This window comes from Rhodoferax sp. GW821-FHT07F03, from assembly GCF_059418745.1.
In genome coordinates, this window is record NZ_JBWKQM010000011.1 from 44,438 (window position 1) to 69,734 (window position 25,297).

Genomic DNA, 25,297 nt, shown 5'->3' on the forward strand with positions numbered 1-25,297 from the left:
ACGCACTCCAACCGCTGGAAGGGCAGGACTACCGCAGCGATAGCGCCGGATGCACACGCCTGCTTCCGCCATCACTTGAATAGCGTCCTGCTGGTCAGTGCATGCCGGATCAGCACACGGGCTCGACGTTTGGTTTAGCGAGGGGCAGGGTTTAGACCACTCGGTATTAATATGAACCACTTACCCAAAATAAGACTCTCCAGTACAAGAGCATCCTCTAGGTTCCTCATGGCCTTAAAAGCTGCCTTCGGGGCGGTGTCCTTGCCGGGGACTTCCTGGGGCACTCCGGTAGCACCCCACAGGACCTGCTGAAGGGTCACCGTGCGGGGTGCGCCTTTTACGGGAATCTCCGTATTAGTCTGGGCGCGCTTTGCTGGGGGCGTGAGGGTTACCGGGCGGTGTGTGGTACTGGCTCAAAACTTGTACCTTGTGAGCCCACCCGAATTTGGTCTGTAACCATGGATCAAAAGATATTGACTTGATATTTGATCCAGGCTCATAATAATCCATCATCATTTGAGCCATCCGCTATGACCCGAATTGCCTATTACCGCGTTAGCACCATCGACCAATCCATTGAAGCCCAGCGGGGCGCCATGGGCGGGGGCTTCGCATTGGAGTTTTCCGATGAAGGTGTGAGCGGCTCGGTCCCTGCGGCAGAGCGCCCCGGCTTCGCGGCCATGTTGGAGGGGCTCAAGTTGGGGCAGCAGGGCGGGACATCTAAAACCGTCTGCGTCTACGCAGTTGACCGCCTGGGCCGTGATGCGTTGGATGTGCAAACCACCGTGCGCAAGCTTCGGGCGCTGGGTGTGGGCGTCCACGTGCATGGGCTGGGCCACCTTGAAGGGGATGCCGGGGAGCTGATTCTGGCAGTGCTAGCGCAGATAGCGGACATGGAGCGGAGGAAGATCAAGGAGCGGACAGCCACGGGTCGTGATGTCGCCCGTAAGTCTCTGGCGGAGACTGGCCGTACACACCGGGGCAAAACCAGCCTGGGGAGGCCTCTTGATGGGGACCCGAAGCAAGTGCGGGCATGGCGACAAGAGCACGGCGCCAGCATCGCCAAGACTGCAGCGCACTGGAACCTGTCCACCGCCACCGTCAAACGGTACTGCGCCGCTGCCTAGAAACACCAAGGGGCCAGTGAAGGCCCCCAGCGGGCCACCGTGCGGCCCAAGCGCTGCCCCTCCTGGGGCGGTTACCGCCAGCCGTCTATGGTCTTGCACTCCCCGGGTGCTGCGGCCTCGTTGTGGATCACATCGGCCACCAGCTCCATATACCCTAGGTGCAGAAAGTAGCTGCAGCCACGGGAATCCACCTCCCTCCAGGCGTCAGAGCGGGGGCTGTAGGTCGGATAGCACACGATAGACGCGCCTGTCAGATTCGTAAATTTGGATAGCAACCAGACCACAGGCTGAATGGCCCGGTCCAAGTAGTAGGCCGCGTATCCCTGTAGGCGCTTCGCCCGCGTGTTGTAGGCATTCGTGGGCGGCGTGTTCAGGTTCTCAATTGTGGTGCTGTCAGTCATCTTTATGTGTCCCTTGTTGAGTGTTTGCGAGGCCCACATTGGCCCCCGACCGGCGCACTGTAACATCAAAAAAGATAGCTACAAACACTGTATCCATAAGGCTTAGTTCCACATTTCGAACTATTCCAGATACGCAACTATTGCAGAACTCGGACCATCCAACCCGCCCCGCCCCGTGGAGCCAATAGGCACGCCATTTAGGGGCCTCCAGGCATCGTTGCGAAGTCGGGAAGGTTGCGCATGTGGAACGATTTTCAGGGCCTGCGCGGGGCATCGTGATGGTGAAAATAAAGTTGCCCGCATGGGGAAACGAGGGGTGGCACGGGGGGAAACGCGGACCTTGGTTTATCCAAAGGGGCCCCGGATTTTTTAGCAAAATTGGTGAAGCCTTAAAGATAGGTCTAATTTTTGCCCATAGAACCCTGAAAAGCGCCAACGCCGCGCAACCACCACCGGGCACAATAATAGGATGACAGTTTCAACTACAGCGTCCCAGCCTGCTAGCTCTCCAAAAGCTAAGCCTTCATTGAACCCTGTATCAGCCCCCGCCCCTCCGCCATTAGCTCCTCCAATATTGCTGCCGCAGCCAGTAGCAGCAATTACTGTACAACTGGCTCCCACGCCTAAGGGCGACTGGTGGGAAGGCCCGGGAGTATTGCCAGCGATTGCTGCGCTGCTAGCAGTTCTGTTCACCATTTGGAACTCTCAACGTATTACCGATAAGCAAGTTAAAGCAGCCAAAGAGAATACGGATGAACAAATCAAGGCCGCAGCGGCGCAGGTTCTTTCGCAGCTTACTCATGCAACAACAGAGGCTACGAACGAGAGGCTACATGCAGCTAATCAAGCGACCGATGAACGAGCCTACTCAGCAAAAAAGGCGCAACTTGATCGACTCCTTGATGCTCGTAAAGAGCTGTACGCACAGTTGCTGGACGACTATGCAAAAGTTCAAAAAATGATGGGATCAATGACACAAATTGATATTAATGAAAACCCAAATTTTGGGAGCCCCCTCCAGGAGATGTCAGCATCAGTTAATAAAACTTGGCTTTTGAGCGAAGTAAAAACCGCCCACTTAATAAGAGAATTCTATGCATCACTAAATGAAATGTTTATTGACCTCACGGGGGAAATACCCAATATTCAAGATGTGAAACGCGGAATCAAGGAAAATGAAATAAAACTATCCAAGGCAATATTAGAAAGAGATAATGCACAAAAGATTTTGGACGATTTTGATGAGCTCCGCAGGAATACGCCTCCATCGTACGATTCCACTAGCCATCTTAAAGGCCGGCGACTGCAAGCAAATTGCGATTCATTAGGCGACAGTATCAATGAGCTATCTCTGGCGCGACGTGAATTGCAATCAAAACTCAATCAATTAGTTCAAGAGTTTATGAAAACACTGGTAGTTAAGCAGGGCTCGATGATGAATAAAATAAACGCGGTTATGGCGGCTGCGCGCTCCGAACTAGGGCTAATTGATGACCTCTCCATCCTCGAAAAGCAAAGTGAAGACATTTTCAACCGCACACAGCGCATTGTGGACGGATTGATTAAGTGACGCCCTAGTTTTAGAAGTTCTCACTTCGCCAAACCAACCGGCATAGGTGAACCGCCCCAGAGACAGGCCTTTGGGCAACGTTCCGCAGCGCCCCAAGCAAACTCGCCTACCAGTAGGCGATTACTGCTAAAACACCCAAAACTGGTTTTCTGGCCCGCTTCCAAGTGAGATTGAAAGGCAGGCTTCAGTGCTACCATTGGGTCTTCCAAACTGTGTAGACACACTGCGTAAAAACAGCCGGGTCAACAGTGCGCCCCCTCTGGGAAGCCGGGTTTTTGTGGGTTTCGAATCCTCTCACCCCGACCATACTTCTCATAGAGAACCCAGCATCCATGCGGGTTTCCAGGCGATAACAGTGTCATTTTGGTGTGTCAGTTGATGCGAAGTAAAACCCCATCAGCGGAACCCAAGGACATGGCTTCAAAGCTTCCAACCGGCGTCTTCCTGCGCAGCTCAACCTACTGGCTACGCGTTACCCTGCCCGAGGACCTGCGCCACCTGTACCCCAGGACCACCAAGGGAACCCTGGCGACCTATAGACACCGGGCGTCCCTAGGAACCTCAGACAAAGCCGAGGCCCGCATTAAGGCCCTGGCCCTCAAGGCAGCGTTTGAACAGGAGTTCCTGGACAAGCGGCGCGGCCTAGCGCCCTCCAAGGTCACCCAGGTAACCCCAGCCATGCGGGAAGTGATCGCCCAGGCGGTCTACGCGGCAGCGCTACAGGCGGACGCTGAACAGCGCAGGGACAAGCAGTACACGGCTAGAGCCGCCCAAGGTGCCCAGGTTGTCAGCATTGACGTATCCGCCTTTGATCCTGATAACTTCGATCCAGTAGCCCTGGTAATGGCCTCAATGGTCCCGGCGGCCCCTGTGTCTCGTTTATCCCCCTTGCCTCCTTCTATACAAGCCATGAGGGATGGTCTAAACGCCACGCGTGCGGCACGTGCAGCCAGTGCAATAGCAGCAGGAGACCTGGAGGCTATTCTCCCCCTAGCAGATCGACAGGCAAAGCGCCTGGGGCTCTCCATTGAATGGGAGTCTGACGACGGGGCGCAGACCCTGGAGGACTGCCTAGCAGCCTACGCCCGCGCAAGGGACGCAGTGACACGCAGGGACACCGGGGTTCTCGTTGACACCCCCGCATTGCCGGAGCCCGCCAAGGACACCCTAGCCAATCACGAAGCCCCCCAGGCACCGAAGGCGCTCGCAGATATGGTGCCGCTATGGAAGGCCACCACAAAGGCCAAGGTAAATGCGGTCGAGCGGATGGAACGCGGTCTCGTCTTGCTCACAGCGAGTCAGGCAGGAAAGCCCCTCCCCTCCCTAACGTCCATCGAGCGCACCCACGGTGCCGCGTTCCGCGCATGGCTATTAAGCCCCGAGCGCCCATTCGGGGACAAGACGGCGAAGAACCACCTGGACGTCGTTAAGAGCCTGGTTGCTTTCGCGTTTGACGCTGGCGAGATTGACCGCAACCCATGGGCGGGGCTCTCGATAGAGGTCAAAGACAGCACCGACCGGACACCCTGGACTCCAGAACAGCTGGACCAACTATTCGGGACCGCACTTTTTCAACGCTATGAACTGCCCAGCATTGCAAAGGCAGGGAAAGACGCTGCGTACTGGGTCCCGTTAATTGGGCTGTACACAGGTGCCCGTATCGGCGAACTGGCACAGCTTGACCTGACAGACGTCAAAGCCATTGATAGCATTCAAGCGTTCAGCATCCACGGCAGAGCTACAGGTAGCAGGCTCAAGACGACCAATAGCGAACGGCTTATCCCCGTCCATCCTGAGCTTGTGCGCCTGGGCTTCCTGGACTACTGCACTGCACTAGAGCAGCTGGGCGCTGTGAAATTGTTTCCAGCCCTGGCCGCATCAGCCACAAGGCCAGCGGGAGACAACCTATCCCAATGGTTTGGGGACTACCGAAAAGCCCAAGGCATCACAGACCGTTATCCAGACTTTCACAGCCTGCGCCATAACGTGCGCTCCGCCCTGGCAAGCCAGCACATCACAGAGCCCACCATAGATGCGCTAATAGGCCACGCCAGCGGCGGGAGTACAGGGCGCAAGGTCTACACGCATATCGACCTAGCGACCAAGCGTGACGCCCTGGGTCGCCTGAGCTATCCAGGTCTAAACCTGCCCCGCGTATTCGTGGCCCCGGCCTGGACGCCACCAAGCACCAAGACACCCCAGGCCTCCCAGGCCACCACTACGACCGCCTAGCAGCCTCCGATTCCGCAGGGTGGCGCAGTGCCGTCCTGCCCCGGTGTGGCGGCTTCCGGGCTTGTCTAAGCCGCCGCATTCCTATTGCAGAAAGATTGACCATGTTCACAGCGCAACACTTGGCGACAACCCTGACCGCGTTTACCACCCTGCAGATGCACCATATCGAGACCCTAGCCCAGGGCCTGACTAGACGCCTTGGCGCTCCTGTGGTTGCTGAGTATGGCGACACGGACACCGGAGACCAATGGGCCGCTCTGTGCATCGAAGAACTACCCATTGGAGCCGATGGTGAGCCTGGGCCGCTGGTCTCCATCCTGGCGGGCGCTGGGACGCAGGGCGGACATATCGTGATGGCTGCGGATGGATCTTGCGTGGGCTCTGCGGCTGGGAGCCTGGACTATAAGCAGGTGCTACCCAAGGCGCTAAAGGAGGCTCAGGAGGCGTACCGCGTCATGTGCGCTGGCGCATGGGTGCAATGACGACACCAGCCCGCTAGACTAAACAACCATCCCAGAGCAGGAGAGCAAGCCATGCACATCAATGTTGGAACCATCCTAGGACTCGCTGTGATCGGCTGGGCCGTCTATGCGTTCATCAAGCGCCTGCGGGATGGCAAGTGGTAGGGATCGATTTAAACGGTCTATAGGGCGTTTTGTGGCCTTGTGGCCATCGCGGCATTCCCTGGATCCCTTAAGGCCTCCTGCGGCCTCCTGGTGACTCCTGCGGGGCTGCATGCCTGATTGGGATGAATGAGGACGGTCCAAATTTGGGCTGTCTACCATCCACTGAAAACTGAGTAGGCGGTATCAATCAAGAGTCCGCAGGGCAGGAAACGGCATGAATCAATTTAAACGACCCATAGGGCGCTTTATGACATGATGGCTACCAAGATATACCCGCATGCCTTTTGCAGCCTCTCAGGGGATCCTGCGGGCCTTCCTGTGCAAATGGGACAACAATCCCCATCCTTGGTAGGCGCGGGCAGCAGCTTAAAGCCGGTCAACGGATGTACTGAACGGCATGACAGTCAGAAGATAACTCAGGTCCCTATGTATATCTATAAGTATTCACTTAGTGTCACTAAGTGGTCTCTTAGTATTCACTAAGTGTCCTTATGTGTACTACTTATAGGAATACTTATAGAAAGACTACAGGTATCACTGGGTCACCCTGGGTCCTCACTGAGTAGGTCAAGGCCCCTTGGCTAACCTTCGTTATCGACCATGAATATCCAATCCTGGTCTATCCCATGGATCACCCTGGGTAACTCGGTGACGACAAGTGAACCCTAAGCCCCTGGCAGTCACCGAGCCCCCAGGGTATCCAAGGTCATTTGGTCTGGGTATTGGTCTACCGCCCCAGCGGACACCAAGCGGCTCTTGGTAGACACAGAGATGCCGCCCAGGACTCCAGGTCTCACGGTGTGTCCCGGGGTTCTCCTTCGGCGCATTGGGTCAGCTGCGCTCAGTTTTGAGCCGGGCAATGACATGCGCTACGAGTTGAAGAAGTAGTACGAGGAGAAAGCCGGGATTCCGGCTATCCGCGCAGCTGCGCATCAATCGGTGCTTGCCTCAGTTTTGAGGCCAGTACAGAGACCCAGCAACTACTGAGATTCCAGTAATTAACCCAGAACCCGCCAAGGTGCCGTCTGCTCAGTTTTGAGCATACCCATGGGCTAGCGCTTGTCTGTCAGGGTCTCAAGGGCCTTCACGCGGCCTACCCCTTTAACTGCTGACAGCGTGGCGTCTAGGGCCGTCATAGAGGCCCTGGTGGCCCCTTGGTTCTCCTTGTAATACGTGCGGAACTCGTCCAGGTGCGGTTCGCACTTTATAGCCGCTGTGTCCAGCGAGAGTTCCATACTGGCTCCTCCTACATTGAACTTCTTTGCTGAGTCCTGCATGCAGGTCAGATATGTGCGCCCAAGGACCATGGGCTCTTCGGTATACGCGGAGAGGCTCAGGACGGCGCAGGGGATCAATAGGAGACGCTTGAGGGCCATGGGTGCGTGGAGTTTGTTCTGGGCGTCTGAATCATAGCCAGGGCGGCTTAAATTCCAATGCCAAAAATTCGCAGCCTATGGTGTTTCCGCCCGCATGCCGCAGATTCCCCCGTAGACCCCGGGGTACCTATGGACTGCAGAGAAACCAAGGGGGCCGGGGAGGGGTCAGGCAATCATGCGACCGCCAGGGTGGCTCCAAATTTGGAGACCCCCTCAGATTTGAGGGCGTCCACGGCTCATGCGACCCCCAAGGCGTCACGCTGGCGCATGATGGTCTGGCGGCTGGTCTGCATGGCCCTGGCGATAGAGGCGACCGATTCGCCCGCCTGGAGCCGCTGGGAGACCTCCGCTTTCTGAGAGGCCTTTAGGCTCACTGGGCGTCCCAGGGTCTTCCCCTCAGCCTGAGCCCGCTGTAGGCCCGCCTGGGTACGCTCTACTAACAGGTCCCGTTCAAACTCTGCAACCGCTGCAATGACCTGCATGGTCATCTTGCCCGCTGGGCTGGTCAGATCGACGCCCCCGAGGGCCAAGCAGTGCACCCGGACGCCCTGTGTCGCCAGGGTCTCCACGGTCTGCCTAACGTCTATCGCGTTGCGACCCAGGCGGTCCAGCTTGGTAACCACGAGCACATCACCGGCCTCCAGCTTGTCCATAAGCCTAGTGAACCCAGGACGCTCTGAGGCCATCACGCTACCCGATACGGTCTCAGTGATGGTCCTGGGGGCCGTGATGGTGAAGCCTGCGGCGGCGATCTCCTGGACTTGGTTTTCTGTGGTCTGGCCTGCAGTAGAGACACGGCAGTAAGCAAAGACGCGAGACATACGGGCTCCTGTTCATAAAGGGTGTCCGTATTGTGTGGCCTGTTCAAAATCCGGTCAAGCTATATTTTGAACACCCTATCGAACCCTGTGCATAAACGGTCGTTTTCGGTCAGGGGCATGTAGCATGCGAGTAAACGGAGGGAAGAACATGGGAGGTAAGCAGAGGCCGACGAAAATGCACACCGACAATGCAGGGGGAGAGCCATGAGTCCCTTGATGGCATCTACGCTGGCGTCCCGCCTGTTTGCGTACCGCTGGTGGTTCCTTGCAGCATCCCTCCTCAGCATCACACTTGGGGTTACGCTGCTCGTGCTACGGCCCTCACTCGCGTCTTTCGTCGCTCCGTTCTTCGGCCCGCTCGTCGTCGTTCCGTGGGGACTGCTATGCGCCTGCACATGGTTCCACCCTGAGCGTGGCAATATGCTTACTAGTGAGGCGTTCCGCAAACTGCCACCATATCTGCGTGGGGCAATCCGCTGGTACGCCTCATTGTTCCTGTCCATGCTCTTTATAGTCGGGTTGCTCGTTTGGCCTGCCCTGGTCATTGCGTGGCTCTGACAATGTTCGTTAAAGGCTTCGGCCTCTCAGCAGCCCTATCGGTCAATGCATGCCCTCGCTTTGCCCACGAGGGGTTTGTCGAGATGGGCCGGGACGCCTACCTCAGGCCAAACGGCCCAGCCTGAGTAACTTTGGTGAAGACCGCGTGTACTTGTGCGCACCTGCTTTTTTGTAAATCCGCCTTTAACCCAGCATGGACTTGAGGGTGAATGCGGCCAGCGCCTTAACTGAATCAAACGTAAGCTCAATACCTTTTGTTTTTGCCGTTGTCTTGATTGAAGACCAAAGCGTGTCAGAGCGGATCGTATCGAGTAAGTCATGTCCGGCCATGGTCAAACGCGGGTCGCTTGCAGCGTAGCCGTAGTCCCCGCTTAAGTAGCGGCTCAGGATTACGCCCTCCACATACCCATTGTTCACAAGCAACTCTAGGTGCCCAAAGATTCGCGCCTCAATCTTTTTGTACTCCGCATGTTCCGCCGTAAAAACAGCCTCAGTTTGCGTAGTCCATTTAGGCTCGGGCGGAATGTCTGCAAATACTGTCGCCTTGAAATCCTTGTCTTCCTCAATGGCCGTAAGCTGCGCTCGGATCAAGTCCCAATCACGTTTCATACACGTCCTCATAAACAGGTGACACGAAGTAACGTGACGATATACTAGAAACCAGTGTGTCAATTAGACGCACCAAAATGCACTGACACATGGCGGAGCGTCCTAGCAAAATCAACGGCTTACAGGCGTTTTCAGGCTAGGATTGAAGGTTCGAATCCTCTCACCCCGACCATCAAAACGGGACACCCGGACAGGTCGCAACCCTTTTTCTGTTGGACTTCCCTGCCCCCTTGCTGTGGATGTGCAGTGTGTAGACAAATGCTCTATGCGCAGTACCTTGCGCCCACCACCATAGTGGCGCAGGCACAGCTTGTTGTGCCATCTGCTGTCAATCATTGACTCTGCACTGCCCGGCTGCAGAGATAGCGGCTGAACTTCCGCAGCTGCAAGTTCCAAGCAAAACCTTGACATAGATCAGCCTGCCCGGCACAGATGCGGACACCATGGGAATGGGTTTCTGCGGCCATACATTCGCCGTGCACAAGCCGGCCAGCAACGCGGCAACCTAAGGTTCGGGCACATGGGTGCAGAACACCCGGCCCATGAATGCGTCTTTTACGTAAGGCCACCCGCTATGCAATACAAAGACTACTACGCCACGCTGGGCTTACCGCGCGATGCCAGCCTGGACCAGATCAAAAAGGCCTATCGCAAACTGGCGCGCCAGACCCACCCCGACGTCTCCAAGGCAAGCGATGCCGAAGCCCGCTTCAAGGATGCCGCTGAGGCCTACGCCACCCTCAAGGACCCCGAGAAGCGGGCCGCCTACGATGCGCTAGGCCAGCCACGGGCTGGAGAAGAATTTGCACCACCACCCCAATGGCGGCACGAACATGCGGCAGATGCTGCATCGTTTGACGACATGGACCTGGCCGACCTGCTGGCGGCCATGGGCCATGGCCGCCGAGGATCGGCCCGCGCGCCTGTGTCCACACCCGGCCATGACTATGAAAACACGGTACAGATCAGCCTGGAGGACGCACACCGGGGCTGCACACTCAACCTGAACCTGGCTGATACCGGTGGCACGCGCACATTGGAGGTCAGCATCCCACCCGGCACACGCGAGGGCCAAAAGCTCAGGCTGCGCGGCAAAGGCGGCAAGGGGCGCAACGGTGGGGCCGATGGCGACATCTACCTGCACATCACGCTGGCGCCCCATCCCTTGTTCCGCCCGGACCACCACGACCTGTACTTTGACCTGACGCTGACTCCGTGGGAAGCGACCTTGGGCGCGGAAATCGAGGTGCCCACGCTGGACGGCCCGGTGTTGCTGACCGTGCCGCAAGGCACCCGCTCAGGCCGCAAGTTGCGCTTGCGAGGCCGGGGCCTGGCCCAAGGGAAAAGCGGGTTCGGCGACCTCTATGCACTTGTCCATATTGATGTACCCACCACGCTGTCGGACCAGGAACGCGAGCTTTACGTAGAGCTGTCGCGCATCTCCCATTTCAATCCACGCCAAACGCCACCCAAGGAGTCGCACCATGAACCTCACCCTCGTTGAATGGGTCTGGCTGGATGCCAGCGAGACCATGACCCTGGCCGAACTATCCCGCTGCTGCGGAATGGGCACCGCCGACCTGGAAGAGCTGATCGACTACAGCGCCCTGGTGCCGCTAGCCCCCCTACAAGCCGCCCCGCAAGAGTCCGCCTTCAGCGCCGAATGGGTGGCCCCGCTACGCACTGCGGCCAAATTGCGCAAGGACTTTGACCTGGACCTGTTCAGCGTGGCCTTGCTGCTCGGTCACCTCAACCGCATCGAGGCACTGGAGCGCCAAGTGCGGTCGCTGCAGGCCCAATTGCCGTCCCACGCCCTTGCTTAGTGCGGCGTCGTGCAGTATCAATAAAGATAGCTACCCACGCAGACAGAATAAGCGCTAGAGGCCTCAATGGCTTGCAACACCCTGATCGGGAAGCTGCTCTTGCACGCTGGCATTTCAAGCCCGTAACCCAGCTTGCATAAGCGGTCTAACTTGCAGTACCCGCGCGAAACATTGACATAGATCAGCCGACCCGATACCGGTCTGTACAACATTAGTGCAAGCGCCGAACCAGGCCCGATCCTCCCATCCATGCAAGAGATAACACCATGAACGTTGCAACACCAAGCCCGCTTGTACAGGCGCGCGCGCCAGGCACCTTGGGCCTCGGCCTGCTGGTGGCGCTGGTGGTGGGCTCCATCATTGGCAGTGGCATCTTCGGGTTGCCGCAGAACATGGCGGCGGGCGCCGGTGCAGGCGCCATCCTGCTGGGCTGGATCATCACCGGTGTGGGCATGTTGACCCTGGCCCGCGTGTACCAAATGCTGTCGCTGCGCAAGCCTGAGCTGGACAACGGCGTCTACGCCTACGCCCAGGCCTTGTCGGGCGACTACGTGGGCTTCAATTCGGCCTGGGGCTACTGGATCAGCGCCTGGATCGGCAACGTGGGCTACCTGGTGGCGGCCTTTGGTGCGCTGGGCTATTTCTTCCCGGTGCTGGGCGAGGGCAACACACCTGCGGCCGTGCTGGGCGCGTCGGTCGCACTGTGGGTGATCCATGCGCTGGTGCTGCGCGGCATACAGGGTGCGGCAGTGCTGAATGCGGTGGTCACGTTGGCCAAGGTGGTGCCGCTGCTGCTGTTCATCGTGCTGGTGGCCATGGCCTTTCAGGTGGATACCTTCCGGCTGGATTTCTGGGGCGATGCCAAGCTGGGCTCGGTGCTGGACCAGGTCAAAAGCACCATGCTGGTCACCGTATGGGTGTTCATCGGCATCGAGGGCGCCAGCGTCTATTCGGCCCGAGCCCGCGAGCGCAAGGACGTGGGCCGTGCCACCGTCATCGGCTTTCTGCTGTGTTTATTGCTGCTGATGGCGGTATCGCTGCTGTCGCTGGGCATCACCACCCAGCCTGAATTGGCCGGGCTGAAGAACCCGTCCATGGCCGGTGTGCTGGAGAAGGCGGTGGGTACCTGGGGCGCGGTAGCTATCACGCTGGGCTTGATCGTGTCCGTAGGCGGTGGCTTCCTGGCCTGGACGCTGCTGGCGGCGGAGTCGCTGTTCACCCCGGCCGGCGGCGGTGTCATGCCGTCCTGGCTGGCAAAGCAGAACCCTAAAGGCGTACCCGCCAACGCGCTGTGGCTGACCAACGGCATGGTGCAGGTGTTTTTGCTGGTCACGCTGTTCTGGAAGGCGTCCTACCTGGCGCTGATCTCGCTGTCCACGGCAATGATTTTGGTGCCCTATCTGTTCAGCGCCGTCTACGGCCTGGTGCTGAGCTGGCGCGGCGAAGGTCCACGGGCTGCACAGCACCGCAGTGACATCGCTATCGCCGCTCTAGCCACGGTGTATTGCGGCTGGCTGCTGTATGCCGCTGGGCTGAAGTACTTGCTGCTCAGCGCCCTGCTCTACACCCCCGGTGCGCTGCTGTACATCGTGGCCAAACGCCAGCGCGCTGAAAAAGCCTTCACCCCCTGGGAATGGCTGGTACTGGCGCTGCTGGTGGCGCTGGCCCTGGTCGCAGCCTACTTGCTCAGCGTGGGCCAACTCAGCTTATAGAACCGGACGCATCACCATGACAACCCTGCTCAAAGGCCTGTACTCCGAAGTTGGCCGCCTGCGCAAAGTGCTGGTCTGCCGCCCCGGCCTGGCACAAAAGCGCCTGACCCCCGCCAACTGCCACGAGCTGCTGTTTGACGATGTGCTGTGGGTGGCGCAGGCCCGTAACGACCATGACGCCTTCACCTCGGCCATGGCCGAGCGCGACGTGGAAGTGCTGGAACTGCACGACCTGCTGGCCGATACAGTTGCCATCCCCACTGCACGCACCTGGCTGCTGGACCGCAAGCTCAGCCCCAACTTCGTAGACGCAGAAACTGCCGCGCAGCTGCGCCCCTGGCTGGAGACATTGCCACCCGCGCTGCTGGCCCAACACCTGATCGGCGGTGTAGCCCGGGCCGAGCTGCCGTTTGAGATGGACGGCCTGCTGGCCCGCTGCGCCAGCCCCGCCGACCTGCTGCTGCCACCGCTGCCCAACACCTTGTTCACCCGCGACAACAGCTGCTGGATAGGCTCCGGCGTGGTGCTCAGCCCCATGTACTGGCCGGCCCGCCGCCAGGAGACGCTGCTGATGGCGGCGGTGTACCGCTTCCACCCCGTGTTTGCGGGCAAGGTCACCGAGTGGTGGGGCGACCCGGACACCGACCACGGCCTGGCCTCGCTGGAAGGCGGGGATGTGATGCCGATGGGCCACGGCGTGGTGCTGGTCGGCATGGGCGAACGCAGCTCGCCGCAGGGTGTGAGCCAGCTGGCCCGGCGCCTGTTCGCCCAGGGTGCGGCCATCCATGTGCTGGCCGCGCAGTTGCCCAAGTCACGCGGCGCCATGCATCTGGATACCGTGTTCAGCTTTTGCGATGTAGACCTAGTGACGGTGTTCCCCGACGTGGTGGACGCCATCCGCGTGCACAGCCTACGCCCCGGCAAAACCGAAGGCACGCTAGATGTACGCACCGAGACGCAGCCCTTCCTGGATGTGGTCGCCACTGCCATCGGCCTGCCCCGGCTGCGCAGCGTGGCCACCGGCGGCGACAGCTACGAGGCCGAACGCGAGCAGTGGGACGACGGCAACAACCTGCTGGCTCTGGCCCCCGGCGTGGTCATGGCCTACAACCGCAACACCTACACCAACACCTTGCTGCGCAAGGCCGGGGTGGAGGTCATCACCGTGCCCAGCGGCGAGCTGGGGCGCGGGCGCGGCGGCAGCCACTGCATGTCCTGCCCCATCGAACGCGACCCCATCTAACCAGAGAAACCCCCATGGCCTTCAACCTCCGCAACCGCAGCCTGCTGACGCTGCAAGACTTCAGCCCCGACGACATCCGCTATCTGCTGGACCTGGCCGCCGACCTGAAACGTGCCAAGACAGCCGGCACAGAACACCCTAGGCTGCAGGGCAAGAACATCGCGCTGATCTTTGAAAAAGCCTCCACCCGCACCCGCTGCGCCTTCGAGGTAGCCGTGCACGACCAGGGCGGCCATGTGACCTACATCGATTCGGTGGGCTCGCAAATGGGCCACAAGGAATCGCTGAAGGACACGGCCCGGGTGCTGGGCCGCATGTACGACGGCATCGAGTACCGCGGCTTTCACCAAAGCGTGGTGGAAGACCTGGCGCGCTTTTCCCACGTGCCGGTGTGGAATGGCTTGACCGATGAAGCCCACCCCACCCAGGTACTGGCCGATCTGCTGACCATGCAGGAGTTTGGCGAAAAGCCGCTGCACGAGCTGTCGTTCTGCTACCTGGGCGACGCACGCTTCAACATGGGCTGCTCGCTGCTGATTGGCGGCACGCAGATGGGCATGGACGTGCGCATCGCCGCTCCCCCGGAGCTGCAGCCACCGGCAGCACTGGTGGCGCAGATGCGTGAACTGGCCCTCAGCACCGGCGCCCGCATCACCCTGGAGACCGACCCGCTCAAAGCCGTGGCGCTGGCCGACTTTGTCTACACCGATGTCTGGGTTTCCATGGGCGAACCAGACGAGGTGTGGAAGAAGCGCATCGACCAACTCCTGCCCTACCAGGTCAACGCCACGCTGATGCAGGCCACCCACAAACCGCGCTCGCGCTTCATGCACTGTCTGCCCGCCTTCCACAACCTGGACACCGAGGTGGGCCGCCAGGTCCACGAGCGCTATGGACTGAGCGAGATCGAGGTGACTGATGAGGTCTTCGAATCCGATGCGTCCATAGTCTTCAGCCAGGCCGAGAACCGCTTGCACACCATCAAGGCAGTGCTCGTGGCCACGCTGGCATGAAGCTCGTCGTCGCTTTGGGCGGTAATGCGCTGCTGCGGCGCGGCCAGGCGCTGAGCGCCGACAACCAGTTGGCCAATATCCGCCGCGCCGCCACCCAGCTGGCCCGTATCGCCAGCGCCCACGCACTGGTGCTGACCCATGGCAACGGGCCGCAAGTGGGTTTGCTGGCGCTGCAGTCCGCCGCCTATAACGCGGTGGACAGCGCCGTGGACGGCTACCCGCTGGACGTGCTGGGGGCCGAGACCGAGGGCATGATTGGCTACCTGCTGGAGCAGGAGCTCGCCAACCTGCTGCCCGCTACGCGGACCATCACCACGCTGCTGACACGGGTGGAGGTCGATCCGTTGGACCCGGCCTTTGCCCACCCCAGCAAACCCATAGGTCCGATATACACCGCCAGCCAGGCGGCGCAGCTGGCAGCCGACAAGGGCTGGAAGATGGCCGCTGACGGCGACAGCATGCGGCGCGTGGTCGCCTCACCCCAGCCGCTGCGCGTGCTGGGCCTGGATGCCATCCGCTGGCTGCTGGAGCACGACGCGCTGGTGATTGCAGCCGGGGGCGGCGGCATTCCCGTCGCCAGGGGCGCCGACGGCCACAGCCTGCAGGGCGTGGAGGCGGTCATCGACAAGGATTTGTGCAGCAGCCTGCTGGCACGCGAGCTCCAGGCCGACTGCCTGGTGATCGCCACCGATGTGGCCGCCATCTACCTGGACTGGGGCCAGCCCGGCCAGCGTGCCCTGGGCAAAGTCACGCCCAAAGAGCTGAGGCAACACAGCTGGCCTGCCGGCTCAATGGGGCCCAAGGTCGCTGCCGCCTGCGCCTTCGTCATCGCTACCGGCCGCCGCGCCGTCATCGGGTCGCTGGACGACATCGAAGCCCTGCTGGCCGGCACCGCTGGCACCCAGGTCCGCCCTGATCCCATAGGTAGACCCGTCGCACGATGATTTATAAAGAAAAGACCTCTAGCGCAATCTCTACCTGCGCTAGCAGCTATAAAAACCATAGTAAACACGGGCTGCGCAAAAGCGCAATGCTGATGGCAGCCTTGCTTCTGGCGGGCTGCGCGTCAATGGCGCCGCCCTACGAGGCCCCCGCGCTGCCAGTCGCAAACCAATACGCACCCGAGACCAACCAGGACGGCGCCTCAGCCGCCGCCACCGGCTGGCGCGACTACTTCCGCGAGCCCGCGCTGCAAAGCCTGATTGCCCAGGCGCTGGCGAACAACCGCGACCTGCGCACCGCGGTGCTACGGGTCGATGAAGCCCGCGCCGCCTACGGCATCCAGCGTGCAGAGGTCTACCCCAGCCTGGCGGCACAGGCCGGCGCCACCCGCTCGCGCACACCGGCGGACCTGAGCTTTACCGGCAAGCCGCTGCTGGGTAGCCAATACCAGGTGGCGCTGGGCATGGCCAGTTGGGAGATTGACTTCTGGGGCCGGGTTCGCAGCCTGCAAGACGCCGCGCTGCAGAGCTACCTGGCCACCGATGCGGCCCGCCAGGCGGCCACCGTGGCCCTGGTCGCCCAGGTGGCGAACAGCTACTTTGCGCTGCGCGAGCTGGACGAGCGCATAGCACTCGCCCAGCAAACCACCACCAGCCGGGCCGAGAGCCTGCGCATCTTTCAGCGCCGGGTGGCGGTGGGCGCCACCTCGCGGCTGAACCTGACGCAGGTCGAAACACTGTTCACCCAGGCCCAGGCGCTGGCGGTCCAGTTGCAACAGGCCCGCGCCAGCCAGATGCACGCGCTCACCCTGCTGGTGGGCATCCCCGGTGAGCTGGCTTCCACTGCCGGCCCAGTCGGCATGGCGCTGGAGCTGCGCGCCGGCCTGCCGTCCGACCTGTTGCTGTTGCGCCCCGACATCCGGGCCGCCGAGCACCAGTTGCTAGCCGCCAACGCCAATATCGGTGCCGCACGCGCGGCCTTTTTCCCCCGCGTGGCCCTCACCAGCAGCTGGGGCACGGCCAGCGCCGAGCTGGACGGCCTGTTTGCCGGCGGCAGCCAGGCCTGGAGCTTCGCGCCCAGCATCACGTTGCCGATATTCGATGCAGGCCGCCGCCGCAACAACCTGGCGCTGACTGAGACCCGCCGCGACATCGCATTGGCCCAGTACGACAAAGCTGTACAAAGCGCCTTCCGCGACGTGTCCGATGCCCTGTCGGCCCGCCGCTGGCTGACCGAACAGACCACCATCGCTCAGAACGCCCTGGCCACCCAGGCCGAGCGCGCCCGCTTGTCGCAAATGCGCTTTGACAACGGCGCCGCCGCCTACCTCGACGTGCTGGACGCCCAGCGCGACCTGCTGGCCGCACAGCAGCAGCTGGTGCAAACGCGCTACGCCCTGCTGGCCAGCCGTGTCAGCCTGTATGCCGCCCTGGGCGGCGGCGCGCTGGAACCAACCCCTCTTTTCCCCAACGGCACCCCATGACGAACGATCTCACCGTGGCCGCCAAACCGGCGCCCCCCACTCCAGCCCCTCCGTCACCGCCGCCTGGCCCGAAATGGAAGCGCTGGCTGGTGGCTGCGGCCATTGCGGGTGCGCTGGCGGCAACCGGCTACTTTGCCTGGCACATGCTGCGCCCGCAGGGCCCGGGCCCAGGCTTTGTCAGCAGCAATGGGCGCATCGAGGCGACCGAAATCAATGTGGCGGCCAAGCTTGGCGGGCGCGTGCAAGACCTGCTGGTGGACGAAGGCGAGCTGGTGCAGGCCGGGCAGGTGCTTGGCCACATGCAGGTGCAAACGCTGGAAGCCCAGCGCGATGAAGCCCGCGCCCGCGCGCAACAGGCCGTGACCGGCATAGACACGGCAGTGGCCCAGGTGGCCATGCGCGCCAGCGACCGCCTGGCCGCCCAGGCCGTGGTGGCGCAGCGTATGAGCGAATTCAACGCGGCACAACTGCGTCTGCAGCGCTCGCAAATCCTGGCCCGTGAAGGCGCTTCGTCCGAGCAAGAGCTGGACGACGACCGCGCCCGGGTGCGCAGCGTGCAGGCCGCGGTGGATGCCGCCCGCGCCCAGGTGGCAGCGGCCAGCGCCGCCGTAGCCGCCGCCCAAACCCAGGTGACTGCCGCCCGCTCTGCCGTGCTGGCCGCCAATGCCACCGTGGTACGCATCCAGGCCGATATGGACGACAGCGCCTTGACCGCACCGCGTGCTGGCCGGGTGCAGTACCGCATTGCCCAGCCCGGTGAGGTGGTCGCAGCCGGCGGCAAGGTGTTGAGCCTGGTGGACCTGTCGGACGTGTACATGACCTTCTTTGTGCCCGAGGCCAGCGCTGGCCGGCTGGCGCTGGGCAGCGAGGTGCACCTGGTGCTGGATGCCGCACCGCAGTATGTGATTCCCAGCAAGATTTCGTTTGTGGCCAGCACCGCGCAGTTCACCCCGAAAACGGTGGAAACCGCCAGCGAACGGCAAAAACTGATGTTCCGTGTGAAGGCACAAATCGACCCTGCGCTGCTGCAAAAACACCTGCAACAAGTGAAGACCGGCGTGCCAGGCATGGCCTGGATCAAAACCGACGCACAAAGCGTGTGGCCTGCGGAGCTGACCGTCAAGGTGCCACAGTGACCGCAACCCCGGTTGCGCAGCTGGCCAACGTCCATCTGCACTACGGCAAGACGCAGGCACTGATCGATATCACTCTGGACCTGCCCGCCGGGTGCATGGTGGGCCTGATTGGGCCGGACGGCGTGGGCAAGTCCAGTCTGCTGTCCTTGCTGGCCGGCGCCCGGGCGGTGCAGCAGGGCCAGGTGCAGGTGCTGGGTGGCGACATGGCCAGCACCGCACACCGCAACAGCGTGTGCCCGCGCATTGCCTACATGCCGCAAGGCCTGGGTAAGAACCTCTACCCCACCTTGTCGGTGGAGGAAAACCTGCAGTTCTTTGGCCGCCTATTTGGCCACAACAGCGCCGAGCGCCGCCGTCGCATCGACAGCCTGACACGCAGCACGGGGCTGCAGGAGTTTCTGTCGCGCCCGGCAGGCAAGCTGTCTGGCGGCATGAAGCAGAAGCTGGGCCTGTGCTGCGCGCTGATACACGACCCCGACCTGCTGGTTCTGGACGAGCCCACCACCGGCGTGGACCCGCTTTCACGCCGCCAGTTCTGGGATCTGATCGACAGCATCCGCAGCGAGCGCCCTGGCATGAGCGTGGTGGTGGCCACCGCCTACATGGAAGAGGCCGATCGTTTTGACTGGCTGGTAGCCATGGATGCCGGCCGCATATTGGCCCAGGGCACGCCCGCCGAACTGCGTACAGGCACCGGCACCGAGACATTGGAAGCCGCCTTTATCGCCCTGCTGCCCGAGGCCCAGCGGCATGACCACCACACCATCCACGTGCCGCCGCTGGTGGAAACAGCCCAGCCCGAGATCGCCATTGAAGCCCAGGGCTTGAGCATGCGCTTCGGCGACTTTCTGGCCGTGGACAGGGTGGACTTTCGCATCCGGCGCGGGGAGATTTTTGGCTTCCTGGGCTCCAACGGCTGCGGAAAATCCACCACCATGAAGATGCTGACCGGCCTGCTGCCCGCCACTGAAGGGCAGGCTCTGCTGTTTGGCAGCAAGGTGAACCCCAAGGACATCGAAACCCGCAGGCGGGTGGGCTATATGTCACAGGCGTTTTCGCTGTATGGCGAGCTGACGGTGCAGCAAAACCTGGTGCTGCACGCGCGCCTGTTCCAGGTGGCCGAGGCCGAGATTCCCGACCGCGTGGACGCCATGGTGCAGCGCTTCAATCTGCGCGAGGTCTTGAACAGCCTGCCGGAAAGCCTGCCACTGGGCATACGCCAGCGCCTGTCGCTGGCGGTGGCCATGGTGCACAAACCCGAGCTGCTGATTCTGGACGAGCCGACTTCCGGCGTGGACCCGGTAGCGCGCGACATGTTCTGGCAGCTGATGATCGACCTGGCCCGCAACGACCTAGTGACGATCTTCATCTCCACCCACTTCATGAACGAGGCCGAGCGCTGCGACCGCATCTCGCTAATGCACGCCGGCCGCGTACTGGTGACTGATAGCCCGGCCGGGTTGGTGCAGCAGCGTGGCACCGAGAATCTGGAACAGGCTTTCATCGCCTACCTGGAAGAAGCCGCACCTCCCACACCCAAGGCCGATGCTGCACCTGTAGCCGGCAAAAGCACAGAATCGGCTCCCCGCGCACGCGGCTTCAGCTTTGCGCGCGCCTGGAGCTATACCTTGCGCGAGGCGCTGGAGCTACAGCGCGACCCGGTGCGCGCCGCACTGGCGCTGCTGGGCACGGCGTTTTTGATGTGCATCATGGGTTACGGCATCAATCTGGATGTAGAGAACCTCTCCTACGCCGTTATGGACCAGGACCAGACGGCGCTGAGCCAGAACTATGCGCTCAACCTCTCCGGCTCGCGCTACTTCATCGAAAAGCCGGCCATCACCAGCTATGCCGAGCTGGACCAGCGCATGCGCAGCGGCGAGCTGTCGCTGGCCATTGAAATACCCCATGGCTTCGGCCGCGACATAGCGCGCGGTACACCGGTGCAGATGGGCGCATGGGTCGATGGCGCCATGCCCGCACGGGCCGAAACCGTGCGCGGCTATGTGCAGGCCATGCACGCCGCTTGGCTGGCCGACATGGCAAGCCACCGGCTGGGCCAGTCGATGGCCGCACCCGCCAGTATCGAGACCCGCTACCGCTACAACCCCGATGTCCGAAGCCTGCCCGCCATGGTGCCGGCTGTCATCCCCATGTTGCTGATGATGATTCCGGCCATGCTGACGGCACTGTCGGTGGTGCGCGAGAAAGAGATGGGCTCCATCATCAACCTCTACGTCACCCCGGTCACCCGCAGCGAGTTCCTGCTGGGCAAGCAGCTGCCCTACATCGGCCTGGCCATGTTCAACTTCTTCTTGATGGCGGCGCTGGCAGTGACCGTATTTGACGTGCCCATCAAAGGCAGCTTTGCCACGCTGACACTGGCTGCGCTGGTGTTTGTGGTCAGCTCTACCGGCATTGGCCTGCTGGCCTCCACTTTCACCAAGAGCCAGATCGCTGCGATATTTGTCACCATGATTGGCACCATCATCCCTTGCGTGCAGTTTGCGGGCCTGACGAATCCCGTGTCCTCACTCGAAGGCGTGGGGGCGACGATTGGACACATCTATCCCGCCGCGCACTTCTTGACCATCTGCCGGGGTGTATTCAACAAGGCGCTGGATTTCTCCAACCTGGGTGCATCGTTCTGGCCTTTGCTGATCGCCGCCCCCGTGATCCTGCTCATGTCCATATGGCTGCTGAAAAAGCAGGCCCGCTGAATGCGCATCCCCAACATCTACCGCTTGGGCGTCAAGGAATTGTGGAGTCTGGTGCGCGACCCGATGATGCTGGTGCTGATCGCCTATACCTTCACCCTGTCGATCTATGTGGCGGCCACGGCCATGCCGGAGAGTCTGCACAACGCACCGATTGCCATCGTGGACGAGGATGGATCGCCGCTGTCGGCGCGCATCATTTCCAGCTTGTACCCCCCGCACTTCAAGCCTCCCGCCATGGTGTCGCTAGCCGAAGTGGATGCGGGCATGGACAGCGGCCAGTACACCTTTGTGCTGGATATTCCACCCAACTTCCAGCGTGATGTGCTGGCGGGCCGCACGCCCGCCTTGCAGCTGAATGTGGATGCCACGCTGATGAGCCAGGCGTTTACCGGCAATGGCTACATCCAGCAGATCGTGACCAGCGAAATCAACGAATTTGTGCAACGCTACCGCAGCACTGCGGTAGCGCCGGTAGACCTGGTGCTGCACATGCGCTTCAACCCAAATCTGGAGCAAGCCTGGTTCGGCTCACTGATGGAGATCATCAACAACGTCACCATGCTGTCCATCATCCTCACCGGCGCTGCACTGATACGCGAACGCGAGCACGGTACGTTGGAGCATCTGCTGGTGATGCCGGTGACGCCCATCGAGATCATGCTGGCCAAGGTGTGGTCCATGGGCCTGGTGGTGCTGTTGGCTGCGCTGACAGCCTTGGTGTTTGTGGTGCAGGGCGCTTTAGGCGTGCCGATCGAAGGGTCGGTGGCGCTGTTCATGCTGGCGGCTGCGCTGCACCTGTTTGCCACGACATCCCTGGGGATATTCTTGGCCACCCTGGCGCGCTCCATGCCGCAGTTCGGCATGCTGCTGGTCTTGGTGCTGCTGCCGCTGCAGATGCTGTCCGGCGGGGCAACGCCGCGTGAAAGCATGCCTGCCTTGGTACAAAACGTCATGCTGCTGGCCCCCACCACCCACTTTGTGTCCGCCGGTCAGGCGATTTTGTACCGGGGCGCCGGCCTGGCGGTGGTATGGCCGCAGCTGCTGGCCATTCTGGTGATCGGCACCGTATTCTTCTTTGCGTCGCTGGCCCGCTTTCGCAAGACGATCAGCCAGATGGCTTGAGTGTGTCCCCAGGGGCTGCAATGGATTGCTTGACCTGCATCAAGAACAGAAAACAAGCTGGTGTCAGACTAAACAGCACAGCAAAAATCTGAAGTGCTGCGGAAGCCTCGTGCGCGAACGGCCTCAATCCAGCGAAAGCCCCTATGACAACTTCAATTGTTCGCAGCGCCCTGGCTGCCCTGCTGGTGGCGAGCGTCATCATCTCCGCTTGGTCGGCAGATTCCGCCAGGCCAACATAGTGGCGGACATTATCCCGCCAAGCCTGAACACCACCGGCCTGACCCAGGCCGAAGCGCAACAGCGCCTGGCGCAAGACGGCCCCAATGCCCTGCCCACCTCCAGGCCGCGCAGCCTGTTGCGCCTGGTGGTTGATGTGGTGCTGGAGCCCATGTTCCTGCTGCTGGTGACCTGCGGCGCGCTCTACATGCTGCTGGGCGACCACCAGGAAGCACTGATGCTGCTGGGCTTTGTGTTCGTGGTGATGGGCATCAGCTTTGTGCAGCAGCGGCGCACCGAACGCTCGCTGGATGCCCTGCGCGATCTGTCCAGCCCGCTGGCGCTGGTACTGCGTGGCGACCAGCCCCTGAAAATCTCAGCCCGCGACCTTGTCTGCGGCGACGCGGTGCTGCTGGCCGAGGGCGACCGCGTGCCTGCCGATCTGCAACTGACCCACACCGCCAACCTCGCACTGGACGAATCCCTGCTCACCGGCGAATCCGTGCCGGTGCAGAAGCAGGCCGGTGGCGCTGCAGCAGCGCAGGCCTTCTCAGGCACGCTGGTCACGCAGGGCAGCGGGCAGGGCCTGGTGGTGGCCACCGGCGAACGCAGCACGCTGGGCCGCATAGGCAAGTCGCTGGAAGGCATCGCCAGCGAGACTACGCCCATCCAGCAGGAAACCAAGCACGTCGTCAAAGCCGTGGCCATCGTGGGTATTGCCCTGGCGGCTGCACTGGCCGTAGCCTACGGCCTGCTGCGCGGCGACTGGCTGGGCGGGCTGCTGGCCGGACTGACGCTGGCCATGGCAGTGCTGCCCGAGGAGCTGCCGGTGATCCTGACGCTATTCCTCGGCCTGGGCGCCTGGCGCCTATCGCGCCAGCAAGTGCTGGCCCGTAACATCCCCGCCGTGGAACTGCTGGGCGCCACCACCGTGTTGTGTGTGGACAAGACCGGTACGCTCACGGCCAACCGCATGGCGGTACGGCGGCTGTGCGCCGGCGCAGAGACATATGACAGCCTGCAGGCTGGCAATGCCCCGCTGGCCGAGGGCCTGCATGGCGTGCTGGAATATGCGGTGCTGGCCAGCCACCGCCGCGCCTTCGACCCCATGGAAACCGCGATCGTTGACGCAGGTGCGCGCCTGCTGGCGCATACCGAACACCTGCACGCCAACTGGACATTGGTAGACGACTACCCACTGTCGCCAGAAATGCTGGCCATGTCGCGTGTATGGCAGTCGTCCGATCTGCGCGAACGCATGATCGCCGCCAAGGGCGCGCCCGAGGCCATCGTCGACCTGTGCCACCTACCCGATGCGCAACGCCAGCAGATTGCCGCCCAAGTCGCCACCATGGCTGGCGACGGCCTGCGCGTACTGGGCGTGGCCAGTGCCATGTTCCCCGCCCAGCCCCTGCCGGACAACCAGCACGACTTCGACTTCGTATTCCTGGGCCTGGTCGCGCTGGAAGACCCGGTGCGGCCCGACGTGCCCCAGGCCATCGCCGAATGCCGCGCCGCCGGCATCCACGTAGTGATGATGACCGGCGACCACCCAGCCACCGCCTTGTCCATCGCCCGCCAGGTCGGCCTGCCCAGCAATGCAGCGCCCATGACCGGGCAGGAACTCGCCGCCCTCAGTGACACGGATTTGCAGGCCCGCCTGGCCAGCACCAACGTGTTTTGCCGAGTGCAGCCCGAACACAAGCTGAGGCTGGTGCAGGCCTTCCGCGCGCGCGGTGACGTGGTGGCCATGACCGGCGACGGCGTGAACGACGCGCCCGCCCTCAAGGCCGCCCACATCGGCGTGGCCATGGGCGCGCGCGGCACCGAAGTCGCCCGCCAGGCAGCCGACCTGGTGCTGCTAAACGACGACTTTGCCTCCATCGTCACAGCGGTGCGCTACGGCCGCCGCGTGTTTGCCAATCTGCGCAAGGCCATTGTGTTCGTGGTGGGTGTGCACCTGCCCATCGTCGGCCTGTCGCTGCTGCCCGTGCTGCTGGGCTGGCCACTGCTGCTGATGCCGGTGCATATCTTGTTTCTGCAGCTGATCATCGACCCGGCCTGCTCGGTGGTGTTCGAGGCCGAGCCGCTGGAGGCAGACGCCATGGCCGTACCACCGCGCCCAGCCAGCGCCCATTTGTTCGACCGCAGCGTGTTGCTCCGTGGCCTGTGGCAGGGCCTGGGCCTGCTGGTACTGCTGCTGACCGTATATGCCACGGCCCGGATGCACTCAGAGGGCGTGGCCCGGGCCCTGGTGTTCAGCGTGCTGGTGCTATCCAACCTGGGCCTGATCTACGCCAACCGCAGCTGGACCCGCCCCTCGTGGCGCAGGGGCGCCGCGCGCAACCGCTACTTTGGCTGGACCTGCGCCGCCACCGTGCTGCTGCTGGGCACGGTGCTCGGCTTCGCCCCCATCCGCCGCCTGTTTGCATTCGGGCAGCCCGCGCCGTGGATGCTGCTGGCCGCGCTGGGCCTGGCCGCCCTCAGCCTGCTGTGGTTCGAGGCTGTGAAATGGGCCATGGGGCGACAGTCTGCAGCCAACAAGTAAAACGCGACCAGGAGACCTC

The 25,297-nt window shown here is 61.9% G+C and carries 20 protein-coding genes; 15 read left to right on the top strand and 5 right to left on the bottom strand.

The window, feature by feature from the left end; translation table 11 throughout:
- Positions 1 to 530 precede the first annotated feature (530 nt).
- The gene (locus tag AC07R0_RS17700; RefSeq protein ID WP_495105807.1) at positions 531 to 1,127 is read left to right on the top strand and encodes a recombinase family protein; all 597 of its coding nucleotides are present in this window, start codon (positions 531 to 533) and stop codon (positions 1,125 to 1,127) included.
- A gap of 71 nt (positions 1,128 to 1,198) precedes the next feature.
- On the opposite strand, the gene AC07R0_RS17705 is transcribed toward AC07R0_RS17700, so the two are convergent.
- Positions 1,199 to 1,528, bottom strand: coding sequence for a hypothetical protein (locus AC07R0_RS17705; protein ID WP_495105808.1), 330 nt, complete (start codon positions 1,526 to 1,528; stop codon positions 1,199 to 1,201).
- 469 nt (positions 1,529 to 1,997) lie between these two features.
- Here AC07R0_RS17705 and AC07R0_RS17710 point away from each other — a divergent pair, with 469 nt between their 5' ends.
- The 3 genes from AC07R0_RS17710 (at position 1,998) to AC07R0_RS17720 (ending at position 5,812) form a co-directional block, all read left to right on the top strand.
- Complete coding sequence (locus tag AC07R0_RS17710) at positions 1,998 to 3,098, top strand: hypothetical protein (RefSeq protein WP_495105809.1); 1,101 nt, start codon at positions 1,998 to 2,000, stop codon at positions 3,096 to 3,098.
- Between the two features lie 414 nt (positions 3,099 to 3,512).
- Complete coding sequence (locus AC07R0_RS17715) at positions 3,513 to 5,330, top strand: DUF6538 domain-containing protein (protein ID WP_495105810.1); 1,818 nt, start codon at positions 3,513 to 3,515, stop codon at positions 5,328 to 5,330.
- A 101-nt stretch (positions 5,331 to 5,431) separates the two neighbouring features.
- Positions 5,432 to 5,812, top strand: a complete 381-nt coding sequence (locus tag AC07R0_RS17720) for a hypothetical protein (protein ID WP_495105811.1) — start codon at positions 5,432 to 5,434, stop codon at positions 5,810 to 5,812.
- 1,196 nt (positions 5,813 to 7,008) lie between these two features.
- On the opposite strand, the gene AC07R0_RS17725 is transcribed toward AC07R0_RS17720, so the two are convergent.
- From AC07R0_RS17725 to AC07R0_RS17735, 3 genes are all read right to left on the bottom strand, one after another.
- Complete coding sequence (locus AC07R0_RS17725; RefSeq protein WP_495105812.1) at positions 7,009 to 7,332, bottom strand: hypothetical protein; 324 nt, start codon at positions 7,330 to 7,332, stop codon at positions 7,009 to 7,011.
- Between the two features lie 236 nt (positions 7,333 to 7,568).
- Positions 7,569 to 8,153, bottom strand: coding sequence for a recombinase family protein (locus tag AC07R0_RS17730; RefSeq protein ID WP_495105813.1), 585 nt, complete (start codon positions 8,151 to 8,153; stop codon positions 7,569 to 7,571).
- A 741-nt stretch (positions 8,154 to 8,894) separates the two neighbouring features.
- Positions 8,895 to 9,320 carry a DUF2513 domain-containing protein gene (locus tag AC07R0_RS17735; RefSeq protein ID WP_495105814.1) on the bottom strand — a complete coding sequence of 142 codons (426 nt, stop codon included), beginning with the start codon at positions 9,318 to 9,320 and terminating at the stop codon, positions 8,895 to 8,897.
- A 574-nt stretch (positions 9,321 to 9,894) separates the two neighbouring features.
- Here AC07R0_RS17735 and AC07R0_RS17740 point away from each other — a divergent pair.
- The 10 genes from AC07R0_RS17740 (at position 9,895) to AC07R0_RS17785 (ending at position 22,514) form a co-directional block, all read left to right on the top strand.
- Positions 9,895 to 10,824 (top strand): DnaJ C-terminal domain-containing protein, encoded by a 930-nt coding sequence (locus AC07R0_RS17740; RefSeq protein ID WP_495105815.1) that lies wholly within the window; start codon positions 9,895 to 9,897, stop codon positions 10,822 to 10,824.
- Complete coding sequence (locus AC07R0_RS17745; RefSeq protein ID WP_495075021.1) at positions 10,805 to 11,143, top strand: chaperone modulator CbpM; 339 nt, start codon at positions 10,805 to 10,807, stop codon at positions 11,141 to 11,143. The genes AC07R0_RS17740 and AC07R0_RS17745 overlap by 20 nt, the downstream gene beginning before the upstream one ends.
- Positions 11,144 to 11,409: 266 nt before the next feature.
- Positions 11,410 to 12,855, top strand: a complete 1,446-nt coding sequence (gene arcD / locus AC07R0_RS17750) for an arginine-ornithine antiporter (protein ID WP_495105816.1) — start codon at positions 11,410 to 11,412, stop codon at positions 12,853 to 12,855.
- 25 nt (positions 12,856 to 12,880) lie between these two features.
- Positions 12,881 to 14,098, top strand: coding sequence for an arginine deiminase (locus AC07R0_RS17755; protein ID WP_495105953.1), 1,218 nt, complete (start codon positions 12,881 to 12,883; stop codon positions 14,096 to 14,098).
- 14 nt (positions 14,099 to 14,112) lie between these two features.
- Positions 14,113 to 15,111, top strand: a complete 999-nt coding sequence (gene argF, locus AC07R0_RS17760; protein ID WP_495105817.1) for an ornithine carbamoyltransferase — start codon at positions 14,113 to 14,115, stop codon at positions 15,109 to 15,111.
- Positions 15,108 to 16,055 carry a carbamate kinase gene (arcC, locus tag AC07R0_RS17765; RefSeq protein ID WP_495105818.1) on the top strand — a complete coding sequence of 316 codons (948 nt, stop codon included), beginning with the start codon at positions 15,108 to 15,110 and terminating at the stop codon, positions 16,053 to 16,055. Before argF ends, arcC begins: the two co-directional genes overlap by 4 nt.
- A gap of 92 nt (positions 16,056 to 16,147) precedes the next feature.
- On the top strand, positions 16,148 to 17,536 hold the full coding sequence (locus AC07R0_RS17770) for an efflux transporter outer membrane subunit (RefSeq protein WP_495105819.1): 1,389 nt from the start codon (positions 16,148 to 16,150) through the stop codon (positions 17,534 to 17,536).
- A gap of 143 nt (positions 17,537 to 17,679) precedes the next feature.
- A complete protein-coding gene (locus AC07R0_RS17775; RefSeq protein ID WP_495105954.1) occupies positions 17,680 to 18,672 on the top strand; it encodes an HlyD family secretion protein in 993 nt (330 codons plus the stop codon).
- A complete protein-coding gene (rbbA, locus tag AC07R0_RS17780) occupies positions 18,669 to 21,392 on the top strand; it encodes a ribosome-associated ATPase/putative transporter RbbA (RefSeq protein ID WP_495105820.1) in 2,724 nt (907 codons plus the stop codon). Before AC07R0_RS17775 ends, rbbA begins: the two co-directional genes overlap by 4 nt.
- Positions 21,393 to 22,514: an ABC transporter permease gene (locus AC07R0_RS17785; RefSeq protein ID WP_495105821.1), complete on the top strand. Its 1,122-nt coding sequence runs from the start codon at positions 21,393 to 21,395 to the stop codon at positions 22,512 to 22,514. It begins immediately after the preceding gene.
- Here the strand turns inward: AC07R0_RS17785 and AC07R0_RS17790 are convergent.
- Positions 22,498 to 22,713, bottom strand: a complete 216-nt coding sequence (locus tag AC07R0_RS17790; protein WP_495105822.1) for a hypothetical protein — start codon at positions 22,711 to 22,713, stop codon at positions 22,498 to 22,500. The two genes, AC07R0_RS17785 and AC07R0_RS17790, sit on opposite strands and share 17 nt — an antisense overlap.
- Positions 22,714 to 22,752: 39 nt before the next feature.
- On the opposite strand from AC07R0_RS17790, the gene AC07R0_RS17795 reads away from it, so the two are divergent.
- Positions 22,753 to 25,278 (top strand): cation-translocating P-type ATPase, encoded by a 2,526-nt coding sequence (locus AC07R0_RS17795; protein WP_495105823.1) that lies wholly within the window; start codon positions 22,753 to 22,755, stop codon positions 25,276 to 25,278.
- Positions 25,279 to 25,297: the final 19 nt, after the last annotated feature.